Here is a 21,927-nt window from a genome sequence, read left to right on the forward strand (position 1 = left end):
TATTTAAGTTAGATTTTCAAGAAGCGACCGAGCGATGTCGTCGATCCCCAGATCCCGATGAACGCACCAAGTGCAAGTAAGACGAGCGATACTTGTACCGTGAGCGTCGATGGATCAATCAACTTAAATATATCACTATTCAATTGATCAAGCGATGGTTGTAAAGCACTATATGCGACGTCATATCCGAAATAAATGACGAGAATCGGGACGAGAGCACCAAGCATACCGAGAAGCAGTCCTTCGATAAAGAACGGCCAGCGGATGAAGCTGTTCTTCGCTCCAACGAGTCGCATGATTTCAATCTCACGACGACGCGAGAAGATGGTCATCTTGATCGTGTTCGAGATCAAGAACATCGCCATCAATGTCAATCCGACGATCAACGCGAGTCCACCGATGCGAATCCCGTTGAAGAAAGCAAACATTTTGTCGATGTAGTCTTTTCCGTACTTCACATCGTCGACATTTTCGAGTGAACCGACCGACTTGGCCACTTCCTCTAGTTCTGTCGGGTCTTGCGCTTTGACGATATAACGGGCATGGAGAGGGTTGTCTTTCTCAACCGTTCCGTATGCTGCCGCATCGTCCCCGAGTTGGGTTTGGAACTTCTGCAATTCATCCTCTTTCGAGCTGAACGTGACCGTCGAGACGCCCGGCACCTGTTCAATGTTCTGTCCGAGTTTCTCTACCGAGTTCTCATCCGCTGTCCGGGTGATGAACACTTGAATCTCGACATCGTTCTCGACGTTGTCCGAGATTTCATTGACGTTGAACATGACGAGTGCGAAGACACCGACAAGCAACAAGGTGATTGTTACGGCGCTGATCGCCGCGAACGACATCCATCCATTACGAAGTGTTCCTTTGAACCCTTCACGCAAATGGCGCAATCCACTCTTAAACATCATAGCCATATGCTCCTTTCTCTTCATCGCGAACTACTTTCCCATTCTCAATCGCGATGACGCGGTGACGAATCTTATCAACGATGTCACGGTTGTGCGTCGCCATGACGATCGTCGCTCCGCGGCGGTGAATTTCTTCAAACACTTCCATAATGCCCCATGCCGTTTCCGGGTCTAAGTTCCCTGTCGGCTCATCGGCGATGATGAGTTTTGGTTTGTTCACGATTGCCCGTGCGATTGAGACACGTTGCTGCTCTCCTCCTGAGAGTTCATCTGGATAGTTGCGCGCCTTGTTTTTCAATCCGACAAGGTTCAACACATCCATGACTTGTTTACGAATCGACGTCGCGTCTGCCCCGACGACTTCTAATGCGAACGCAACGTTCTCATAGACAGTGAGTGTCGGAAGCAACTTGAAGTCTTGGAAGATGACACCGAGTTGGCGGCGTAGCTTCGGTACGTGCCGGTCCTTCAATTTTCCGACATCTAGTCCGTCAATCAACAATTGACCGGCCGTCGGTTTCTCCTCACGATAAATCATCTTCATGAAGGTCGACTTTCCGGCACCGGAAGGCCCGACCACATAAAGGAACTCGCCGTCGCGAATCTCTAAATCGAGGTCATCCATGGCTACGACGCCGTTTGGATATACTTTACTGACTTTTTGCATCGAAATCATAACGTATTCCCTACCCTTTTTAAAATATTTTTATGCATCTATGACGAAGTTGAATCAATTGTTTTAGTTACTGTATATTTCGCCTAGAGTCTTTTTTACAGGAATCGACTCCTCCTGTCAAGGTGTCGTTTTTTCACGTTCGCCTGGTCAAAAATTCATCTAGGGCATAGTTGAAGCGACTACAATTATATCAATCCAACTTTTAAAAGACCATTACAGGAGTGTTTCAGTTCGATTGAGTTCGGTGGGAAAATGTCGCGAAGAACCTCGCCTTCTCTATATGTAAGAAAAAGTTGAAACCGCACTTCAAAAAGGGTGCTCCCGTAGGAACACCCTTCACGATATCGTCAATAATTAGTCATGTGGTTTTTCTTTCAATGCGTCAAACGGAGACTTTTTCCGCTTCCGATACTTGATATGGATCGTCGACGATTCATAATCATCGGAGGCTCGGATATCCCGACTCGACACTCGGACGAACGACCAGGCCAGGAGGAACATGATAAAGATCAGCGGGAATCCACCGACGATACTCGCCGTCTGCAGCGTATCAAGTCCACCGAGGAACATGAGCGTGAGTGGCATGATCGCGAGTGCGAACGCCCAGAAGAGACGGTTCCAGACAATCGGCTCGTCCTCGACATGTTTCTGTGTGACCGATGCCAAAATGTAAGACGATGAATCGAACGTCGTCGCCAAGAAGATGATGGCGAGAAGCGTGAAGACGCCGACGACAACCTTACCGAACGGCAACTGGCTGATGATGGCGATGATGGTCGGAGCTGGTCCGTTCGCCGCCATATAGCCGACGACATCGAACGTGCCACTCAAGTGGAGGTATAGTCCGTAGTTCCCGAGAATTCCAAAGAACAGGATACATCCGAGCGTCCCGTACACCATCGTCCCGAAGATCATATTCCGAATCGTCCGGCCGCGCGAGATGCGGGCGACGAACAGTCCGACGAACGGTGCGTACACGAGCCACCATGCCCAATAGAATACGGTCCACGACTCAGGGAACCCCGTTGTCGTGAATCCGCCGAAGTCACCGAACGGTTCCATCCACGTCGCCATGCGGAAGAAGTTGTCCATGACAATCCCGACCCCGTTGAATGTCGTCTCCAAAATGAAGCGTGTCGGTCCAAAGATGAAGACGAACGTCAAAATCCCGAGCGCGAGCCAGATGTTCAAGTCACTCAGTACTTTGATTCCGCCCTTCAGTCCGATATATGAACTGACGGCAAAGATGACGGTACAAATCAACATGATGACGGCTTGCATGCCGAGCGTGACCGGAATCCCAGTCAATTCGTTGACCCCTTCGGCAATCATCGGCGTCCCGAGCGCGAGCGTCGTCCCGGCACCACCTAATAACCCAAAAATAAATAAGATATCAATCAATTTGCCGAGTGGTCCGTCCGCCCATTTGCCAATCACGGGACGTACCGCTTCACTGACTTTCAGTACTGACTTTTTACGGACATAGAAGAAATAGGCGATTGGCAATGCCGGTAACGTATAGATTGCCCAGGCAATCGGACCCCAGTGGAACATGCCGTATGCCGTCGACCATTGGATGGCTTCAGGTGACTCTGGTGTCAATCCGAACGGTGGTCCCTCATAATAGTAGACCCATTCAATGACTGACCAATAAAGGATACTCGACCCGATGCCGGCAGCAAACAACATCGCTGCCCACGAGAACGTACTAAATTCGGGTTCTTCATCTTCACGACCTAACTTGATGTGGCCATTCTTACTAAAGGCAATAAAGATCAAAAATCCGAATGCACCTAATCCCATCGCTAAGTACAACATTCCGAAGTTAGAGGTCATGTATTCGTTCGCCGCCCCGACCCAGGCCTTACCGGTCTCTGGGAAGAAGATGAGCGGTAGCGTCACCCCTAACAGTAATACAAACGAGCCGATAAAAGTCGGCCAGTCAATCAGTTTCGTCTTCAATTGTCATCACTCCATTTCTATAACATCTACTACTACCCTAACAATAATTCCTCAAGCAATAACACCCCAAACAAAAAAGCACGAGGTAAATATTCACCTCATGCTTACGTGTCTTATTTTTTCTCAGCGAGCCAAGCGGCAACTGCCGTGATCTCTTCATCGTCTTCGAGAACGTTCGCAGGCATCGCGCCTTGACCGTTACGAATGACGTTTTCAATCTCTTCTGCCGACAGACGAGCACCGACTTGCTCGAGTGACGGACCACTCATTCCTTCAAGGTTCGCACCGTGACATGCCGCACAGTTTTGTGCGTATACCGCTTCCGCGTCAACCGATGCCGTGTTCGAGCCCGAATCCCCGTTGCTCGACGTGTCCTCTTCTTCGCCGCCGCCACATGCGCCGAGTGTCAGCATGGCGCCGAGGCCGATGGCCATCATCCATTTTTTCATAACCATGTTCCCCTCCTAAGTTGTAGAAATGACCTACATTTACCATTATAGCCGTTCACGTATACTTTCTAACCTAATCTCACGAAAAGTACACAAAGATTCCACAACTTACGGAACATTGATATAGCGTTTATCCGACGTGAACCCTTGTCCGAGCACCTCGTGCGCCTCGCTGAAGACGAGAAACGCCTCCGGGTCAATCCGACGGATGATCTCTTTCAGACGGCTCACCTCGCTCTGACGGACGACGATCATGAGCATCGGACGGTCGAGACGAGAATACGCCCCGATCGCCTGAATCTCCGTCGCGCCACGGTCGAGCTCCTCAAAGACGGCTCGGACGATGAAGTCCCGCTTCTCCGAGATGACATACGCCATCTTGTCCTGCGTGAACCCGAGCTGGACAAAGTCGATCATCTTGACCGTGATGAATAACGCGATAAGTGCATAGAGCCCGGTCGAGAACGAGAACGTGACAGCAGCGGTCAAGACGACCATGCCATCGAGGATGGCGATACAGAGATAGAGCGGGATGTGCGTGAACTTATGTAAGATCTGTGCGATCAAGTCCATTCCGCCTGTCGAGGCACGTCCTCGGAAGATGAGTCCGAGGCCGACACCGACACCGACTCCACCAAAGATGGCGGCGAGTAACGTATCGTTCACGGCAGCTCCCGCATCGATTGCCTCATAAAAGAGGATGACACCCGGTAAAAAGATGGAGCCGACGAGCGACTTCACGCCGAAGCCGAGACCGAGGATGGCCCATCCGATGATAAGTAGCAACACGTTCGCCACGAGCTGGAACGCCCCCGGCGAGATGCCGAACAGTTCATACGTGATGACCGAGATCCCGCTCACCCCGCCCGACGCGAGGTTGTTCGGCAACAGGAACAAGCTGAAGGCCGAGGCGACAAACACCGAGCCCGTCAACAAATATAGATAGTCTTTGACGATTTGCTTCATTAAAGAAATTCTCCTTTACAGACAACGTGGCCCAAAGACAGGAGTCTTTGAGCCACATGCATCACATATTTGTTTTACGAAGGTAAGCATCGATGAACGGCATGACGTCGCCATCCATGACACCACTTGTGTTTCCGACCTCGTGGTTCGTACGGTGGTCTTTGACCATCGAATACGGGTGGAAGACGTATGAACGGATTTGGCTACCCCAACCGATGTCCGTTTTCTCTCCACGGATCTCGTCGAGCTTACGTTGTTGCTCGTCGAGTTCGCGTTGGTACAATTTCGCTTTCAACATCTTCATTGCCGACTCACGGTTCTTGATCTGTGAACGTTCTGTCTGACATGAAACAACGACGCCTGTCGGAACGTGCGTGATCCGGACGGCTGAGTCTGTCGTGTTGATGTGCTGTCCGCCGGCACCTGACGCGCGGTACGTGTCGATGCGGAGGTCTTCTGTCCGTACTTCGATTTCGATGTCGTCATCGAATTCTGGCATGACGTCACATGACACGAACGACGTGTGACGACGGCCTGACGAGTCGAAAGGCGAGATGCGGACCAAACGGTGAATCCCTTTCTCTGCTTTCAAGTAGCCGTACGCGTTGTGCCCGACGATACGGAGCGTGACCGACTTGACGCCCGCTTCTTCACCAGGAAGGTAGTCGACCGTCTCGACTTTCCAGCCTTGCTTGTCTGCGAAGCGCTGATACATCCGAAGGAGCATCGATGCCCAGTCCTGTGACTCGGTACCGCCCGCACCCGGGTGTAATTCTAAGATTGCGTTGTTCGCATCGTACGGTCCGTTCAAGAGGATCTCGAGCTCGAAATCATCGAACTCTTTCTTGAGCGATTGAATCGTCTCTGCGAGCTCTTCTTGCATCTCGGCATCCGGCTCTTCTTTGATGAGTTCGAGCGTCACTTCGCCGTCCTCATGTTGCGTCGCGAGGTCTTGATACTTGTCGACCATCGCTTTGAGGCCGTTCGACTCGTCGATGACTTTTTGCGCCTTCTCTTGGTTGTCCCAAAAGTCAGGGTACGTCATCTCGTTTTCGAGCTCGGCGATGCGTGCTTCCTTCTCCGTTAAGTTGAGCGAAGCTCTGTAGTTCTCGAGGCGCTTCGCCATTGCCTCAAGTTCGTTCCGAATATCTGAAATTTCCATAGTGTTGATTCACCTTTCCGTAGGAAAGAGGCGAGCGGACCCGCCTCTTCAATAATTAAGCCTGTTGTCTACCGTGACAGTTCTTGAACTTCTTACCAGACCCACACCAGCACGGATCGTTCCGGCCGATGCTGTCTTCTTTCGAACGACGGACCGGTTTCTTCTTGACCGGTGCGTCTTCCTTGCCTGAGACGGCGACTTCTTCTTCGACGACTTTCTCGCGTCGGAGGTTGTCCCCGACTTCGGCACGGAGCACGAAGCCTGTCACTTCTTCTGAGATGGCTGCGTTCATCGCATCGAACATGTTGATCCCTTCCGCCTGATACTCGCGGAGCGGATCGTTCTGTCCATATGCACGGAGATGAATCCCTTGACGCAACTGATCCATATGGTCGATGTGAGACATCCAGTGCGAGTCAACAGCACGGAGCACGATGATTTTCTCGAACTCGTTGAAGCGCTCAGGCGGTGCGAGTTGACGTTTCGCCTCGTACTGTTCGTTCACGCGCTCCATGAGGAGTTCGATGATCTCTTCGCGTTCTTTGCCGAAGAAGTCTTTGCCTTCGACCGTACGCTCTAGCGCGAGCGTCTGGTTCGCCCAGTGCGCGAGCTCGTCGATGTTCCACTCTTCCGGCACAAGTTCGATCGGCGTATATTGACCGACACCGAGTTCGACCGTCTGCGCCATCATCGAACGGACGATGTCTGTGACCGACTCGTTCTCGAGGATGCTCGAGCGGTCTTTATACATGACCTTCCGTTGGTCAGCCATGACGTTATCGTAACCGAGAAGCTGTTTACGTGCATCGTAGTTATTTCCTTCGACGCGTTTTTGAGCCGATTCGACGGCTTTCGAGACCATGCGGCTCTCGATCGGTTGCGTGTCGTCCATCCCGAGACGCTCCATCATGTTCTGGAGGCTGTCCGTTCCGAAGCGACGCATGAGCTCATCTTCGAGCGACAAGTAGAACTGGGATTTACCCGGGTCCCCTTGACGACCTGAACGACCACGGAGCTGGTTATCGATCCGGCGTGACTCGTGACGCTCTGTCCCGATGATATAGAGACCACCGAGGTCGATGACACCTTCGCCAAGCTTGATGTCGGTACCACGACCGGCCATGTTCGTCGCGATCGTGACCGAGCCTTTTTGACCGGCGTTCTCGATGATTTCCGCCTCACGCGCGTGGTTCTTCGCGTTCAAGACGTCGTGACGAATCTTTTTCTTCGTCAAGAGCTTGCTCAAGTATTCAGACGTTTCGACGGCAACCGTACCAACAAGGATCGGTTGACCAGTCGCATGGACCGTCGCGATCTCCTCGACGACGGCTTTGAACTTCCCTTCCATCGACTTGAAGATGAGGTCTGAGCGGTCCTCACGAAGAATCGGTTTGTTCGTCGGAATCGTCACGACTTGCATGTTGTAGATGTTGCGGAACTCTTCTTCCTCTGTCTTCGCCGTACCAGTCATCCCGGCAAGCTTCTCGTACATACGGAAGTAGTTCTGATACGTGATCGTCGCAAGCGTCATCGATTCACGCTGAATCTCGACGCCTTCTTTCGCTTCGATTGCCTGGTGAAGACCTTCCGAGTAGCGACGTCCGTCCATGACACGACCGGTGAACTGGTCGATGATCATGACTTGTCCGTCACGTACCATATAGTCGATGTCGTGATGCATGACCGCGTTCGCACGAAGGGCGAGCCCGACATGGTGGTTGACCGCGACGTGCTCAATCGCGAACAGGTTGTCGATGCCGAAGAACTTCTCGGCGAGGTCGACCCCTTGGTCCGTCAAGAGAACGGATTTCGTCTTCACGTCGACCGTGTAATCGTCTTCCTCTTTTAACGTACGGACGAACGCATCGGCACGCGTATAGAGTTCCGTCGATTTTTGAGCCGATCCTGAGATGATGAGCGGGGTACGCGCCTCATCGACGAGGATTGAGTCGACTTCATCGACGATCGTATAGTAGAGCTCGCGTTGCACACGGTCTTCCTTATAAAGGACCATGTTGTCACGGAGGTAGTCGAATCCGAGTTCGTTGTTCGTCGAGTACGTGATATCACAGTTGTAGGCCGCCTGCTTCTCGACACGGTCCATGTTCGACACGTTAAGGCCGACCGAGAGACCGAGTGCGAAATAGAGCGGCTCCATGAGTTCTTTATCTCGCTTCGCCAAGTATTCGTTGACCGTTACGACGTGTACGCCACGGCCCGTGAGCGCGTTCAAGTAGACCGGAAGTGTCGCGACGAGCGTCTTCCCTTCACCGGTTTTCATCTCGGAGATGTCACCGTTGTGGAGCACGTAACCCCCGATGAGCTGGACACGATAGTGACGCATGCCGAGCACACGCTCTGATGCCTCACGACAGACCGCGAACGCCTCTGGCAAGATATCGTCGAGCGTCTCACCTTTCTCTAGGCGTGCACGGAACTCTTCCGTCTTCGCTTGAAGCTGTTCGTCTGACAATGCTTTGATTGGTTCGGCGAACGACTCGATCAAGTCGGCCGCTTTCTCTGCTTTTTTCAATACTCGTTTCTGTGGAGCAAATAACTCTTTCAAAAAGTTCGCCATACTCATATCTCCTCTGCACTCACTAAAAAATGCATGTTTTTTCCCTAATGTACAGTTTAACCGAAGTGGTGCCACCTTTCAAGGAAAGGCAAAACGAAACGACCCCCCGAAGCCGGAGGGTCGTGTAAGGTCAAGTATATTATTCTGGTTCGATCAAGCCATACTTCCCATCTTTACGACGGTAGACGACGTTCGTGTTGCCCGTTTCCGCGTCAGAGAAGACGAAGAAGCTGTGACCGAGCATGTCCATTTGAAGAATCGCCTCTTCCGTGTCCATCGGTTTCAATGTGAAGCGTTTCGTACGTACGAGTTCGAGTTCTGCCTCGTCCTCATCGTAGACGGCCGGTGCATCATCAGGTCCTTCGAGGGACTTGAAGTACTCGCCGACGCCACCTTCTTTTCCGCGTCCTTTACGGTTGAGTTTCGTTTTGTGTTTACGGATTTGACGTTCCAATTTATCGACGACGAGGTCGATTGCCGCGTACATGTCGAGGTTGATGTCCTCGGCACGGAGCAACAAGTTCGGCATCGGGATCGTCACTTCCACTTTTTGTTTCTCGTTATACACTTTTAAGTTGACGTAAGCCGTCTGTGCATCCGTAGGAGTTGTGAAATACCGAGTCAACTTCTCCAGCTTTTTCTCGACATAGTCTTTGATTGCTGGTGTGACCTCAATGTTTTCGCCGCGAATGTTATAAATCATCTGAACTCCTCCTTAAAATAACCGCTTGAACCAATGATTCGTCGAACGAGACGGAATCTCCTGCTTCATTTCTAAAAGAAAGTGGAACCAGGTGGTTCACTAATATTATACCCCGAAATCGCTATGTTTGAAAACGTTATCATCAGAAAATAATGACAATTTTGTTCCGAATTCAACATTTCCTACAACGAGCGAAAGGTATAGAAAGAAAATACCCATTCCACCCATTTTTAAACGCGTTTTTTAATTATATAGACAAAATAAAAAGCCGACTCCCGAGGGAGCCGGCTTCACGGTTTGAAATTATAATTTTACAACGTTAGCCGCTTGTGGGCCACGCTCGCCATCAACGATTTCAAACTCTACGTCTTGACCTTCGTCAAGTGATTTGTAGCCTTCAGATTGGATTGCTGAGAAGTGTACGAACACGTCTTTGCCGCCTTCTACTTCGATGAATCCAAAACCTTTTTCTGAGTTAAACCATTTTACTTTACCTACCATGTGTAAATCCATTCCTTTCACCATTGGAGAATACAGAGGGTTGTCCTCTACGGCTAATCTTACCACCTTCTTGTAAGCGTGACAAACACTTTCTCAAATATTTGTAAACGTTTCGTCATTTGGCTTTCATTGGAATTCTATTTCCCTACTTTTCATATTGTCTTGTTGAATTTACATTTTTTGTGATATATCATTGAAGGGATGATTTAGGTTTGTGCCGTTTGTCATTTAGCCGATCCTGAAAATCTAATACGAGGAGGATGGTGCAGCGTATGCGCTCCTACTATTCTGAGGAAAAATATCGCATCACAAAGCGAACCGTGGCGATTCTCCCTTGCTTTGACATTATGAAGCAGTCACGGATCATTCTCGAGGATGGCACCGAGATTTCAACCCCGCTCCGGCCGTACCAGTTGTTGCAACTTTCTTGCCGCCAGTACAACAGCTCGATCGAGGAACGAATCTTCATCGCCAAACGCGTCGCCGGCGTAAAAGGGAAAGTCCCTGTCGTGATCGAACCGACAACCGGACTCGTCTTCTTCCCGACGAAGTCTCCGAAGCGAGACGATTGTGAATGGTATGCCTGGTCCCATATTCGAGACATACTGAACATCGAGGAGGAGCCGAACGGCCTCGTCCTCACAAAAGATGGACATCAAATCCAGACGAACGCGACACCGTACGTCCTTCGGAACCAACTGAAAGCGACAGGAGAACTCGTCGCCCGGTTCCAACAATTGAATGCGAGCCCAGCGCTTGAAACATGACACGCCTTCCGTCGAAAAGACGGAAGGTTTTTTTCGTTTATTTTGCTTCATTTTTTGAAAAAGAGGTCGATATTATGGTCGAGGTGACAAACATGCAAATTCAAGCCCAAGCGACCGCCGTCAGTTCGGTCTTACCAGGCATCCAGACGAACCGGACGTACAAGGCCGAGCTCGTCAAACAGACAGGACCCGACTCCGCCATCGTCAAAATCAACGGCGAAGAAGTCGATGTCACATTCAAAGACGGGCTTCCGAAGACGAACCCGTTCCACGTGACGCTTGCCGAACAGGACGGCGTCTTGCTCGCGACCGTCGTTCCACAAAAGGAAGAGACGCTTGAACCCGCACCACCTGCATCGTCAAAGCTCGACGCGAAGATCCAGACGCTCCTCGCTTCCCTTCCACCCGAAGTCCGAAGCGCCGTCAGTCGTCTGCTCCAGTCCGGGCGTTTGCCGATGAACGAGGACACGGTACGCTTGCTCGAAACGGCCTTTAAAGGAGACATGCGCGACGCCATCCTTCATCTAAAGACGCTCGACACGTCGACTGTCCCGCGTGAGGTCGCACGAGAAATCGCAGTCCTTTCATTAAGTGAGGCGAGACAACTCCTCACACCACCATCACCAGACGCGCCGTACCCTCAAAAAGAGCGATACGTCGAACTCGTCAACTTGTCACGTCCCGTGAGCGAACGGGTGACACCGACTCAGGAGACGATCGACCGGGTCATCCGTGACTTCCCAACCCCACCGAAGATGGAGCGCACCGAACCGTTGCCGATCCCTCCGGTGAACGGACGACAGGTGATGGTTAAGGAAGTGACAAGCCATCTCGCGAACGTGACGAACACGTTCCGGAACGAACAGGCGACGGTGACGAAACAACTCGGCCAGGTCTCAGCACTCATCGAAACGAATCCTCATACGGCACGCCCCGCGCTTGAGACCGTCTCGACCCGCTTGACGCAACTCGTCCAAAAAACGGACGCGCTCCTCCACACGGATGTGACGCAAGAAAAGCAACTCGTCGCCATGACCGCGAAGCTCGACCTCGCCTTGTCGTTACTCTCGACAAAGCCACAAGAGAGCGCGGCACTCGTCAAAGACGTCCGGGCGACGTTGAACGACTTCCGTTACGCACCGAACCAGGCACGGATTGAATATATCCCTCACGGTGCGATGCGCGCCGGAGAAATCCCGAGCGTCACGCCGCTGAAACTTGATGCGACACTATCCGGTCGGCACGTCCAGGAAGTTACACAACGCGTCCAGGCACAGTCGCAGCTCGCACAGGCGAACAACATGCCGACGTCCGCTCTATCGGTGCGAAGTGACACGACGAACCCCGAAGCGCAGCGACTCGCGTCATTCCTTCAGGTCCAACAGACGCTCAACCGCCTCGATGGTGGGCAGCTCCACCAGCTCCTCTTCGCCCTTCCGGCGAAAGTACAGGAGATCGACACCGGGATTCACGTCCATATCCAAAACCGCGAGGCCGGTGACGTCGTCGACTGGGAGAACAGCGTCCTCTATATCCGCTTAGAGACGCCTCGGCTCGGCGAAATCGGTGTCAAACTCGAAGCGAAAGACCGGAACCTCCGCCTCACGCTCGAGCATGACGATGCGACGGTCGAACGACTCGCCCGCCCGCTCCTCGGCAAGATCGAACAGACGCTCGAGACGATCGGCTATAAGAGCGTGACGACCCAGTTCAAACCGCTCACGAAAGCCGAACGCGTTGTCGATGAGCCTACGGTAACACCGACGACCGGCTATGACTTCAGAATTTAGGAGGCCACGATGTACCAACGCATGGATTTGACGAAACGAAAGACGGCCGCGGTCGTCCGCTATGACGAATCGACGGACAAAGCGCCCGTCATCGTCGCCCGTGGAACGGGAGCCGTCGCTGAAAAAATTCTACAAGAGGCACGTGCCCGAGGCGTGGCGGTCGAGAACGACCATTCCTTGCTCGGACACCTGCTCGACCTCGACTTAGGGGACGCCATCCCCCCGCAGCTGTATGACGTGATGGCGGAAGTGTTGCTATTGATAGAAGAACTCGATTCCATTAAAGGAGAACCAAGATGAAACCAACCCAGTTATATGAAATGAGGCCTGAAGAACTGACACAGGCGATGTTACACGCACTCACGTATCATTACGAACGCGCCCAAGGCTCGACAATCGCTGAACGAAATCGTCACCTGCGCCAAGCGCGCGAGCTGTTGGTCAAGCTCCATCAAGGACTTCATGACGGCGGTGGCATCATCGCGGCACAACTCGATGAAATCTATCTTTATATGGCGAACGCCAGCGTCGAGGCGATCATCGACCAGGATCAACAAAAAATCGCAGAACTACATACGCTCGCTAGCGACCTCGACAAGACGTGGAGCGAGGCGATGGAACGCGCGAAAACACAATCTGTCCCGACTGGAGGAAACCGCTATGAAAATTACCAATAACGTCCAAGCGTTGAAGGCCTATACGTCACTCTCGTTGAACCAGGCGTCGATGAAGAAGACGATGGACCGTCTCTCAAGCGGTGTCCGGATCAATAAGGCGTCAGATGACGCGGCAGGACTCGCCATCTCCGAGAAGATGCGGATGCGCCTCGACTCGCTCTCGATGGCTGAGCGCAACACGCTCGACGGCATCTCGCTCACGCAGACGCTCGAAGGCGGAATGAACGAAACGCATTCCCTCCTCCAGCGCATGCGTGAACTATCAGTCCAAGCGGCGAACGGGACGCTCAGCGAGGACGATGCGAAAGCCGTCCAAGAAGAAATCAACGCCTTGACGGAAGAAGTGACACGAATCGCCGAGACGACCGAGTTCAACTCGAAGAAAATCATGAACGGGGAATACATGCAGGGCGCGAATACGCTCTTCTTCCAAATCGGGGCCGGCAATAACGAGGCCGTCGTTTTGAACGTCGAAGACATGCGCTCGCACGCGCTCGGCATCACGACGACGACAGCGGGAGGCGGAGCGTTATCTCCTGTCGACCATGACAACGATCAAGCGACAGCAGATGTTTCTTACTACTCCCTCAGCGTATTGACGCCAGACAAAGCGGGAGAAGCAATCGCGAAATTCGATGCGGCCATCAACCGTGTATCACTTGAACGTTCGAAGCTCGGGGCGATTCAAAACCGGCTTGAGGCGAACGTCAGCGTCGTCGCCATCGGTTCTGAGAACTTGACGGCGTCCGAGTCACGAATTCGTGATGCCGATATGGCCCGTGAAATGATGGACTTCGCCCGACTGAACATCTTGAATCAGTCCGGCATGGCGATGATTGCGCAGTCGAACGCATTGCCGCAAGGCGTGTTACAATTATTGAACTAACCTAAAGAAAGGACGGTTGCCCATATGGACATTCGTCGCATCATGGAGACGCAATCGCTCCTCGGCTCAAGTAAGGCGAAACGCCCCGAGGTCGAACCCGGCGTCTCCTTCCAAAACGTCATTGGTCAAAAGCGTGAAGACCGCGAACACGAGCGGTTCCATCGTCAAATCGCCGCGATCCAGGAACAAGGAGAGTTGCTTGCCGAAAGCCAGACGGTCGAGGCGCTCGCAGATTATAAGAAAATGATCAAAGACTTTATGAAAGAGGCCGTTGACGCGGCACTCCGCCTCGAGGACAAACGCGGATTCAACCGCCGGGGACGTGCGAAGATCTACAAGGTCGTCGAACAAGTCGACCAGAAACTCCTCGCGCTGACAGACCAGGTCATCTCAGGGGAAGCCTCTCGCCTCTCCCTCCTCGACCAGGTCGGTGAGATTCGCGGATTGCTCGTCAACGTCTATGTGTGAGGTGTCGAGATGGCAGAACATTTGTTTTTGAAGAAAGTCAAATGCCCATATTGTTTACAGGAAAGCAAGACCCAGCGTGTGTTGTCGCGTCACATCCGTCCGCTCGAAGTCGAAAAGGATGGATATACGGCGTATGATGGACCGAACCCGTATTACTATGAACCGACCGTCTGCGATCATTGTCACCTCGTCTTCCATGACTCGTTCGACAAGGTGCGAAAGCATAACCGGGAGGCACTCGAGACGCATTACTTCAAACAAGTGAACCCGGACGTGTTGAAAGGTGACCGGACGAACAAGCACGTCATCCTCCTTTATAAGTTTGCCGTTATGACGGCCCAGTTGAGCGGACAAAAGCCGTCCGTTGTCGCCATGCTCGGGATGCGAATCGTCTGGATGTATCGGTTGATGGGAGATACGGCGTCTGAGAAGGAATGGATGCAACGCACACTCGATAAATACAATGAGGTGCAAGAGGCATATACGGACCCGATTCGGACCGGACTGCCGTACGACCAGCTCATGCTGCGGATTGCCGATCTTTCGGCTGCGCTCGACTATTATGAAGACGCGCGTCGCTGGTATGGGATTCTCCTCAGCAGTAAGGAAGTATCGGAGCGGATTCGGAATCAGGCACGGACGCACTGGGAAGATTTTCGGTTGGAACATGCGTAAACGAAAGCGTAGGACGCTAAATCCTACGCTTTTTTTCGTGGTCATCATTGAGAAGTTCGATGATGGGGTATAAACAAATAGCTTACATACTAAAGGAGGATTTCTCATGTTTGAAACACAATATCTCGATACCGTACGCGCCACCTTCAAAAGTCAGAAACAATTGGCAGAGCGCGCACTCGTCCAAGTGAGTGACGAGGACCTGCACAAGACGCTCGCGCCCGATACACTCTCCCTTGCCCTCATCATCCAGCACATGGCGAACAATATGAAGTCGCGCTGGACCGACTTCTTGACGACGGACGGCGAGAAACCGGATCGGAATCGCGATGCCGAGTTCGAGGACCAACAATTGTCCCGGGACGAACTCATGCAGGTGTGGGACGAGCGTTGGCAACTGTTGGACGACGTCTTGGCCGACCTGACACCAGAGGATTTAGGGAAAAACGTCATGATTCGCGGAGAAGCCCACTCCGTGATCGATGCGATTGAGCGACAAGTGTCGCATTACGGCTATCATGTCGGACAGATCGTTTACCTATCGAAACTATTTGCTGGTAGCGAGTGGGACGTGTTGTCGATCCCGTTACCGCATCAGCGGAAGTGAGATGCGCATCTTCGTGTTTGTGACGTTCCTTCTCGTCACATCCCTTCTTCCGCTGATCAGTTTTGACGGTTATCAAATCGTTCGTCATACGACGAGTCACTTAGGATCACAAGGTGCTCCCTTTGCATGGGTGATGAATATCACTTTTGTCCTTTTAGGCTTCATGGCCATTTTGGTCACCTGGCAAACGCGCATCTGGTACTACCGAGTTTGGGGTGGTGTGTTTGGGATAAGTCTCTGTTTCACAGGATTATTCCGTCACGCCCCAATTGTAGATGGAATCACGACAATCGTCTGGCAAGATACATGGCACTCCATCTTTGCGACGACGACCGGGATTGGATTTACATTGCTGGCAGCGGGACACACCGTGATGTCTCGTGGTGCCCAACGGTGGGTCGCCCTCATCATGACAACCGTGGCGATCGTCATCCCCATTGCGATGTTCGGTATTCCTGAAATCATGGGAATATTGCAGCGCGTGATGTTTATTAGTGCATTTTGGTGGTTGTTCTTTTATATGAAGCCACCTAGCGGACTCTCTGTTTAATCATGAAGCGGATCCATAGAGAAATGGGTCCGTTCGTTGTATTTCGTCTTATTCTTCAATGACCATACAAAAAACGTGCCGACACTCGTTCGGCACGCTTAATCTTATTTCGTCACGTTGATCGTATATTCGTAGCGTTCTTCCGCCACTTTGTCGAAGTTCTCGTTAAACGGTCCATCGATGACAACTTTCAAGTCCGTCAGCTCTTCTGGCTTCGCCTTCACGAAGAAGAGCACATTTCCTTCTTTCTTCACTTTCCCCATAAATTCGCCACCGACGTCATCTGAGAACCATAAGTCCGAAGACACCTGCTCCCCCGTGTTCGTCACGAGCGTCGCCTGGTTCGGATGGAAACTCATCGTCTCGTCGACCGTGTTCTCGACCAACATATTCATCGCGACGACCGTCACCTCTTCTTGTCCATCGAATGAATCACTATAAGCTTCCGCGACTGTGAGGCGTGACGTCTGCACTTTGTCGATTGCGAACTGAATCGGTCCCATCGTTTCCGTAATCGTGAGTGCCTTGTTTTTCATATAGATTTTGTTCGTCCCGAGTTCACTTTCTTGAACGTCCGTCTCTTCAGCAGTCGCCTCCTCCGGAGCACTCGCTTCCGCCTCTGCCACTTCTTCTGTATCCGTCACCGTCGTCTTCAATTCATCTGCCTCCCCGCATCCGACGAGTAGTGCGAGCGGTACCGCCACTAGTAAGCCAAATCGTTTCATGTTCATCTTCATCTCTCCCTTTTCCTCAATCCAAGTGATGTGTTAAGACGAATATAACGAATTGGCAATCCGTACCGTGACAAGAAAAAGTTCCAGGCAAAATAAAAGCCAAGGTCCACAATTGGACCTTGACATATACACTTATCCTCTTGATTTCAGTTCTTCTTCTTCGTATGGGTCCGGACGATCTTCAAGCGGCGTATCGTCCTCGACATACGCCTCGAGTTTTGGGTCCCGTTCCACATACTCATCGTACGCTCCTTCTGGACCATAGACGAAATAACGGCGTTTCCGTGACGATACCGGTTTGGACTCTTTCTCACGCATTTCGTTTCCCTCCTCTTTCCAGAAAAGAAGCAACGGCTACAATGATGTTTACCCGATTATAGCGGAAAACAGACGTCATTTCATCCTCGGTTTTTTTCTGAAACCTTTTTGCATGATGTTCGTATATATTCATAACGATTAAAAAAGGGATGATACATATGCAATTAGTGAAGAAAGGGGTCGTGCGGAGTCTCTTATGGTCGCTTCCGTTCGCGATCCTCGCGCTCTATCAAGGCTGGTCAAGAAGTATGGACGGCGTACACGCCATGCTCGTCTACGCTGGGGTCGCTTTCTTTCTCGGGTTCACGAGCGTCATTTATGAAGTCCGGCAATGGTCGTTCAAAAAGCAGATTTTCATTCACTGGTGCGTCATGCACGTGACAATCCTGCCACTCCTTTGGTTCGGTGGGTCTACACCGGTCACATCACTTCAAGATGCCGTCCGTCTCTATTTAAACTTTACGGTAAGTGGGCTGATTTTGTTTACCATATCCTATTTCATCATTCGGATGCGTCGCCAAGTCAAAACCTCTTAACGCACAAAAGCTCGAAGGCATATGATATGCCTCCGAGCTTTTTTATGTCTGCTGGTCGAATAGACCAGAGAAATTGGAATCGACGTCTTCATACGGGTCGACGTACGATTTGACCGTCTTCCGTTCCATTCGGGCCGTCCCGAGCGTCATTCCGAGACGCTGGTGTTCGGCCTCAATGAGACGCGCAATCTTTTGACTGTCGTCGACGAGCTGCCGGAGGACCGTCTGATCGGCTTTCTCCAAGTCAGGACCGTGCACCGCCAGCAACTGTTCTCGGTCGTCCAAGAGCTCGTGGATTTGTTCCATCCACGTGTCATACGTCGGCTCTTCTGGGACTTGCGCCAGCAACTCTTTCAGACGCTGCGTCTTTAAGATAATTTCATCAATCGGCATCATGACTGCTTCGCGAGTTTCATCGCTTCCTTCCACGTGTCGCGGAGTTCCGTCGTGAAATCGAGTACCTCGTCGAGGATCGTCGTGTCGTTCTTGACGTTCGCATCGACGAGACGGCGCCACATGAACTCATAGAGCGAGTCCAAGTTCGCCGAGATGGCGATGTCTTTATTGAGTGTGAGACGAAGCTCTTGGAAGATGGCTTGTGTCTTTTGGATATTGATGTTCTTCAAATCAGGGTTGCCCTGGTCGATCGCAAGCTTGGCGAGGCGCATGAACTTGAGCGCCCCGTCATAAAGCATAAGCGTCAGTTCCTGTGGGTTCGCGGTCGTGACCGCATTGTTTTGATAAGCTGCATATGGATTGGCTACCATTTAAATTCCTCCTCTTACATGCCTCCGCCTAAAAACTGTTGAAGTGAAGCGGCTTGCGAGTTCGCCTGGTTCATCGCCGTTTCCATCGCCGCGAAGCGACGGTAGTAGGCATTTTCTTTATCAATCAATAAATCGTTTAATCGTTTGATTCGCGTATCCATCTGCGTCATCTCGCGACCCATTGAATACGTCGGAGCACCAGCACCGTCCGCACCGGCGATACGCGTGATCGTCTCACGTGAGTTTTTCGCGGTGTCACGGATTTGTGGAAGAAGTCCTGTATTTTCATCCGTGAAAAGTTTATACACTTGTTCCGGATCTTTCTCGATGGCCGCTTTTAACTTCTCTTCATTCAGCTCGATCTTTCCACCGTTCGTGAAGTCAGAACCGGTCGAGAGACCAATCTGGAATAAACGAGACATATCTAGGTCATTCGTAGTAGATGTCGCGCCTGACCATTTGCTACGAAGTGTGTCCATCGTTCCGCGAAGGATCGTGTCCCCACGGAGCATCCCGCTCATCGCTTTCTCTTCCCACTTCTTGATTTCGTCTTCCGACAACTCATCACGCTGTGCCTGTGTGAGCGGTGCGAACGAACGGAAGCGTTCTTCACGTGTCTTCTTGTTCATGAGATCGATCGTCTCATTGTATTTATCTACAAAACCTTTGATGTTGTCAAAGATTTTTTGAGTGTCAGTAGAAGCACTTAGTGTAACCGGTGCAGGGTTATCAACTGCTTTAAATTCAGATTTCAAAGTAATTGTCATGTTATCAATTGTGACGGTATTCGTACTTCTTGTCAGTTCGATTCCATTCACATTAAAAACTGCATCTTCTCCTTTAATATCATCAGTGACACTTGCTTGGAAGAATGTTGCCGCAGCTCCTGTGAAAGCAATCGTTGAATCGCTACCTGTGTTTCGTTGAGTGAGTGCCAATTTACCTGATGCATCATCAAAGAATGTAGAAAAATTCGTGTTTTTTGAGCCAAGTTGAGTCAATACATCACTGAATTTTGCCTCGGCACTGACCGTCAATTCAGAAGGTGTCCCACCACTCTTATTGATGTATTCAACTTTATAGCCAGATTCGAATTTTAATTCATCACCGTCAGCAAGAGGTGTTGAAAAATTCACCTTGCCTGTCGCTGAGTCATACGTATAGTTAGACGGGTCAACTTCAACATTATTAATGAAGATTTTCCCACTATCATTTAGTTTTGTTGAGAGAGTCACTTCGGTCGGAGTTCCTGTTATCGTTTGCGTTTTTGTACTCGCATCAAGATTCAAATCTTTCACAGCAGTATCTCGCGTAACCAAATTGTTGTTTTTATCTCTTAGTTCAACGATATGACTAGCAGATGTCGCTAATTTTTCTACGCTTTGAATTTCAAGTGCCGCATTCCCACTCGATGGACCTGCCACAACCGAGACACGTGACTCATCCGATGAACTAGACGTCTTCGCATAAAAATTTCGACTAAAGATCAAGTCGACCGCACTATTTCGAAGAGTCATAAGAGATCGGTTAATTTCGCGATACGCATCGCGCTTCCATTCCGTTGTTTGTTTCTTCTGTTCAAGTTTATCAACTGGTACACGCTCGGCCTGCATCAACTGTTTAATAATCGTATCCGTATCGATTCCACTGGCGAGTCCGCCAAATCGGATCGGTGTCGTCATGAGAATCCTCCTTTATACCCGTTCATCAAAGAGTTGATTGAACTCCATGAACGCCGCAAAGAAATCGAGTGATTTCTTGCTTGGAATTTCGCGGATGACTTCGTTGTTTGTATCCACGATTTGAATATAGTAGTCGTTCAATTTTTCATGTTTCATAAACTTCAAGCCCGTACGTTGTTGTTCGAGCACTTGATTCGCCTTCTCGACGGCCGTCTCTAACTTGGTGACGTGTTGAGGCGTCGGAAGAATGACGATGCCTTCGTCGGCGAGCTTTGCTTGATTCGCTTCAACGAACACGTTTTTCGTTTGTTCATACGGCAAGACGGAAGAAGGTAGGTGAAGCCGGACTTCTGAAATGGTCGGGTTCATATGTGTCTACTCCTCTTGTAATTGTTCTCATGGAGTATATCGGTTTGTTACTTCTTTCTTTTTACTTTTTCAATAAATGAACATAAATTTATGTATAAAGAATCCAATAGCAATCTAGTATGTATAATTATGTTACTTATATTTATTAACTCATATAACTATTTTTAGGTTTATTTTTAATATTCTTTTATGCCTTTTCTGAATCAACTAATATAAAGTGAAGCTGTATAACTATATTTGAAAAGGTACATTATTGGAGCTCTATTGGCTTATAACTCGTCAGTTATAGACAATATTAAAAATGTCCGTCATTCGAACATCGAAAGACGGACATTTTTCAACTGGATTTTGGTCGAAACTATTTAAAAGTTGAATAAATCTTATCGGAGAAGTTGTAGTACAGCTTGCGGTTGTTGGTTCGATTGGGCCATCATCGCCTGCGCTGCTTGGTTCAAGATGTTGTTCTTCGTGAAATTCATCATCTCTTTCGCCATGTCGACGTCACGGATACGTGACTCAGCAGCCTGGAGGTTCTCTGCTGACGTGCTCAAGTTATTGATCGTGTGCTCGAGACGGTTTTGCGTGGCACCTAGTTTCGAACGTTCTGATGATACTTTTTCGATAGCAGTATTAATTGCAGTAATCGCAGTATTAGCTGTTCCTTGCGTATTAACCGCAATACCAGCTACTGTGATTGCTGCTGTTCCTGCTGTAGCTGCTGCACCACCTGCCCCAGAAACACCTAGCGTTTGAGCATCCATTGCACCAATTTTAAGTGTAAGTGATTGCCCTGTGTTAGCTCCGATATGGAATGTTAAATCCGCCGCGTCAGTTACACCAGAACCTGTACTTGCTGAACCATCAAGTAATTTTTTCGTGTTAAATTCTGTATTGTTAGCGATACGAGTAATTTCTTTTGCTAACTCATCTACTTCCTTTTGGATTTCTCCACGGTCAGCATCCGTATTTGTATCGTTCGAAGACTGAACCGCAAGCTCGCGCATGCGTTGGAGGATCGAGTGCGTCTCGTTCAATGCGCCCTCAGCCGTCTGGATCAACGAGATTCCGTCCTGTGCGTTCTTTGCTCCCATGTCGAGACCACGGATTTGTCCGCGCATCTTCTCAGAGATGGCGAGACCCGCCGCGTCGTCACCAGCACGGTTGATGCGAAGACCTGAAGACAGTTTCTCCAT

At 50.5% G+C, this 21,927-nt stretch carries 26 protein-coding genes; 10 read left to right on the forward strand and 16 right to left on the reverse strand.

Features of this window, described 5'->3' with window-relative positions; translation table 11 throughout:
* Nucleotides 1-8 precede the first annotated feature (8 nt).
* From ftsX to cspD, 9 genes are all read right to left on the reverse strand, one after another.
* A complete protein-coding gene (gene ftsX / locus KNO86_RS05120) occupies nt 9-911 on the reverse strand; it encodes a permease-like cell division protein FtsX (protein ID WP_214693589.1) in 903 nt (300 codons plus the stop codon).
* Entirely contained in the window at nt 901-1,587 is a 687-nt protein-coding gene (gene ftsE, locus KNO86_RS05125) for a cell division ATP-binding protein FtsE (RefSeq protein ID WP_214693591.1), read from the reverse strand. Before ftsE ends, ftsX begins: the two co-directional genes overlap by 11 nt.
* Nucleotides 1,588-1,941: 354 nt before the next feature.
* Nucleotides 1,942-3,549 carry a BCCT family transporter gene (locus KNO86_RS05130; RefSeq protein ID WP_214693593.1) on the reverse strand — a complete coding sequence of 536 codons (1,608 nt, stop codon included), beginning with the start codon at nt 3,547-3,549 and terminating at the stop codon, nt 1,942-1,944.
* 113 nt (nt 3,550-3,662) lie between these two features.
* On the reverse strand, nt 3,663-3,998 hold the full coding sequence (cccB, locus tag KNO86_RS05135; RefSeq protein ID WP_012726941.1) for a cytochrome c551: 336 nt from the start codon (nt 3,996-3,998) through the stop codon (nt 3,663-3,665).
* A gap of 108 nt (nt 3,999-4,106) precedes the next feature.
* Nucleotides 4,107-4,964: a YitT family protein gene (locus KNO86_RS05140; RefSeq protein ID WP_214693594.1), complete on the reverse strand. Its 858-nt coding sequence runs from the start codon at nt 4,962-4,964 to the stop codon at nt 4,107-4,109.
* Nucleotides 4,965-5,025: 61 nt separating this feature from the next.
* Nucleotides 5,026-6,126, reverse strand: a complete 1,101-nt coding sequence (gene prfB, locus KNO86_RS05145; protein ID WP_214693596.1) for a peptide chain release factor 2 — start codon at nt 6,124-6,126, stop codon at nt 5,026-5,028.
* 55 nt (nt 6,127-6,181) lie between these two features.
* Entirely contained in the window at nt 6,182-8,704 is a 2,523-nt protein-coding gene (secA, locus tag KNO86_RS05150; protein ID WP_214693597.1) for a preprotein translocase subunit SecA, read from the reverse strand.
* 139 nt (nt 8,705-8,843) lie between these two features.
* Entirely contained in the window at nt 8,844-9,407 is a 564-nt protein-coding gene (gene hpf / locus KNO86_RS05155; protein ID WP_214687196.1) for a ribosome hibernation-promoting factor, HPF/YfiA family, read from the reverse strand.
* A 303-nt stretch (nt 9,408-9,710) separates the two neighbouring features.
* Nucleotides 9,711-9,908: a cold-shock protein CspD gene (gene cspD, locus KNO86_RS05160; RefSeq protein WP_012726946.1), complete on the reverse strand. Its 198-nt coding sequence runs from the start codon at nt 9,906-9,908 to the stop codon at nt 9,711-9,713.
* A gap of 272 nt (nt 9,909-10,180) precedes the next feature.
* On the opposite strand from cspD, the gene KNO86_RS05165 reads away from it, so the two are divergent.
* The 9 genes from KNO86_RS05165 to KNO86_RS05205 all read left to right on the forward strand — a co-directional run bounded on the left by KNO86_RS05165 (nt 10,181) and on the right by KNO86_RS05205 (nt 16,328).
* Nucleotides 10,181-10,675, forward strand: a complete 495-nt coding sequence (locus KNO86_RS05165; RefSeq protein WP_214693598.1) for a competence protein ComK — start codon at nt 10,181-10,183, stop codon at nt 10,673-10,675.
* 74 nt (nt 10,676-10,749) lie between these two features.
* Nucleotides 10,750-12,465, forward strand: a complete 1,716-nt coding sequence (locus tag KNO86_RS05170; RefSeq protein ID WP_214693600.1) for a hypothetical protein — start codon at nt 10,750-10,752, stop codon at nt 12,463-12,465.
* A gap of 9 nt (nt 12,466-12,474) precedes the next feature.
* Nucleotides 12,475-12,765, forward strand: a complete 291-nt coding sequence (locus KNO86_RS05175; RefSeq protein WP_214693601.1) for an EscU/YscU/HrcU family type III secretion system export apparatus switch protein — start codon at nt 12,475-12,477, stop codon at nt 12,763-12,765.
* A complete protein-coding gene (locus tag KNO86_RS05180) occupies nt 12,762-13,142 on the forward strand; it encodes a flagellar export chaperone FliS (RefSeq protein WP_214693603.1) in 381 nt (126 codons plus the stop codon). Before KNO86_RS05175 ends, KNO86_RS05180 begins: the two co-directional genes overlap by 4 nt.
* On the forward strand, nt 13,126-14,028 hold the full coding sequence (locus tag KNO86_RS05185; RefSeq protein ID WP_214693605.1) for a flagellin N-terminal helical domain-containing protein: 903 nt from the start codon (nt 13,126-13,128) through the stop codon (nt 14,026-14,028). Before KNO86_RS05180 ends, KNO86_RS05185 begins: the two co-directional genes overlap by 17 nt.
* 24 nt (nt 14,029-14,052) lie before the next feature.
* On the forward strand, nt 14,053-14,496 hold the full coding sequence (locus KNO86_RS05190) for a YaaR family protein (protein WP_214693607.1): 444 nt from the start codon (nt 14,053-14,055) through the stop codon (nt 14,494-14,496).
* A gap of 9 nt (nt 14,497-14,505) precedes the next feature.
* Nucleotides 14,506-15,171, forward strand: a complete 666-nt coding sequence (locus KNO86_RS05195) for a DUF2225 domain-containing protein (protein ID WP_214693609.1) — start codon at nt 14,506-14,508, stop codon at nt 15,169-15,171.
* Nucleotides 15,172-15,277: 106 nt separating this feature from the next.
* On the forward strand, nt 15,278-15,778 hold the full coding sequence (locus KNO86_RS05200; protein WP_214693610.1) for a DUF1572 family protein: 501 nt from the start codon (nt 15,278-15,280) through the stop codon (nt 15,776-15,778).
* Between the two features lies 1 nt (nt 15,779).
* Nucleotides 15,780-16,328 (forward strand): DUF998 domain-containing protein, encoded by a 549-nt coding sequence (locus KNO86_RS05205; protein ID WP_214693612.1) that lies wholly within the window; start codon nt 15,780-15,782, stop codon nt 16,326-16,328.
* 104 nt (nt 16,329-16,432) lie between these two features.
* On the opposite strand, the gene KNO86_RS05210 is transcribed toward KNO86_RS05205, so the two are convergent.
* Together KNO86_RS05210 and KNO86_RS05215 are read right to left on the reverse strand one after the other, a co-directional pair.
* A complete protein-coding gene (locus tag KNO86_RS05210; RefSeq protein WP_214693613.1) occupies nt 16,433-17,059 on the reverse strand; it encodes a hypothetical protein in 627 nt (208 codons plus the stop codon).
* Nucleotides 17,060-17,194: 135 nt separating this feature from the next.
* Nucleotides 17,195-17,380 carry a hypothetical protein gene (locus KNO86_RS05215; protein ID WP_214693614.1) on the reverse strand — a complete coding sequence of 62 codons (186 nt, stop codon included), beginning with the start codon at nt 17,378-17,380 and terminating at the stop codon, nt 17,195-17,197.
* A 158-nt stretch (nt 17,381-17,538) separates the two neighbouring features.
* Here KNO86_RS05215 and KNO86_RS05220 point away from each other — a divergent pair, with 158 nt between their 5' ends.
* Nucleotides 17,539-17,916 carry a DUF3021 family protein gene (locus KNO86_RS05220; protein WP_214693616.1) on the forward strand — a complete coding sequence of 126 codons (378 nt, stop codon included), beginning with the start codon at nt 17,539-17,541 and terminating at the stop codon, nt 17,914-17,916.
* A 42-nt stretch (nt 17,917-17,958) separates the two neighbouring features.
* On the opposite strand, the gene KNO86_RS05225 is transcribed toward KNO86_RS05220, so the two are convergent.
* The 5 genes from KNO86_RS05225 to hag all read right to left on the reverse strand — a co-directional run.
* Nucleotides 17,959-18,309, reverse strand: coding sequence for a flagellar protein FliT (locus KNO86_RS05225; RefSeq protein WP_251126895.1), 351 nt, complete (start codon nt 18,307-18,309; stop codon nt 17,959-17,961).
* Entirely contained in the window at nt 18,309-18,683 is a 375-nt protein-coding gene (gene fliS / locus KNO86_RS05230; protein ID WP_214693617.1) for a flagellar export chaperone FliS, read from the reverse strand. The genes KNO86_RS05225 and fliS overlap by 1 nt, the downstream gene beginning before the upstream one ends.
* Before the next feature lie 14 nt (nt 18,684-18,697).
* On the reverse strand, nt 18,698-20,365 hold the full coding sequence (gene fliD / locus KNO86_RS05235) for a flagellar filament capping protein FliD (RefSeq protein WP_214693619.1): 1,668 nt from the start codon (nt 20,363-20,365) through the stop codon (nt 18,698-18,700).
* 12 nt (nt 20,366-20,377) lie between these two features.
* Complete coding sequence (locus KNO86_RS05240; RefSeq protein WP_214693621.1) at nt 20,378-20,734, reverse strand: flagellar protein FlaG; 357 nt, start codon at nt 20,732-20,734, stop codon at nt 20,378-20,380.
* A gap of 380 nt (nt 20,735-21,114) precedes the next feature.
* The coding region (gene hag / locus KNO86_RS05245) for a flagellin Hag (RefSeq protein WP_214693625.1) at nt 21,115-21,927 on the reverse strand (813 nt) is incomplete at its 5' end.

Origin of the sequence: Exiguobacterium sp. s160 (assembly GCF_018617575.1) — a bacterium.
In the GTDB taxonomy this organism is placed as follows: Bacteria; Bacillota; Bacilli; order Exiguobacteriales; family Exiguobacteriaceae; genus Exiguobacterium; species Exiguobacterium aestuarii_A.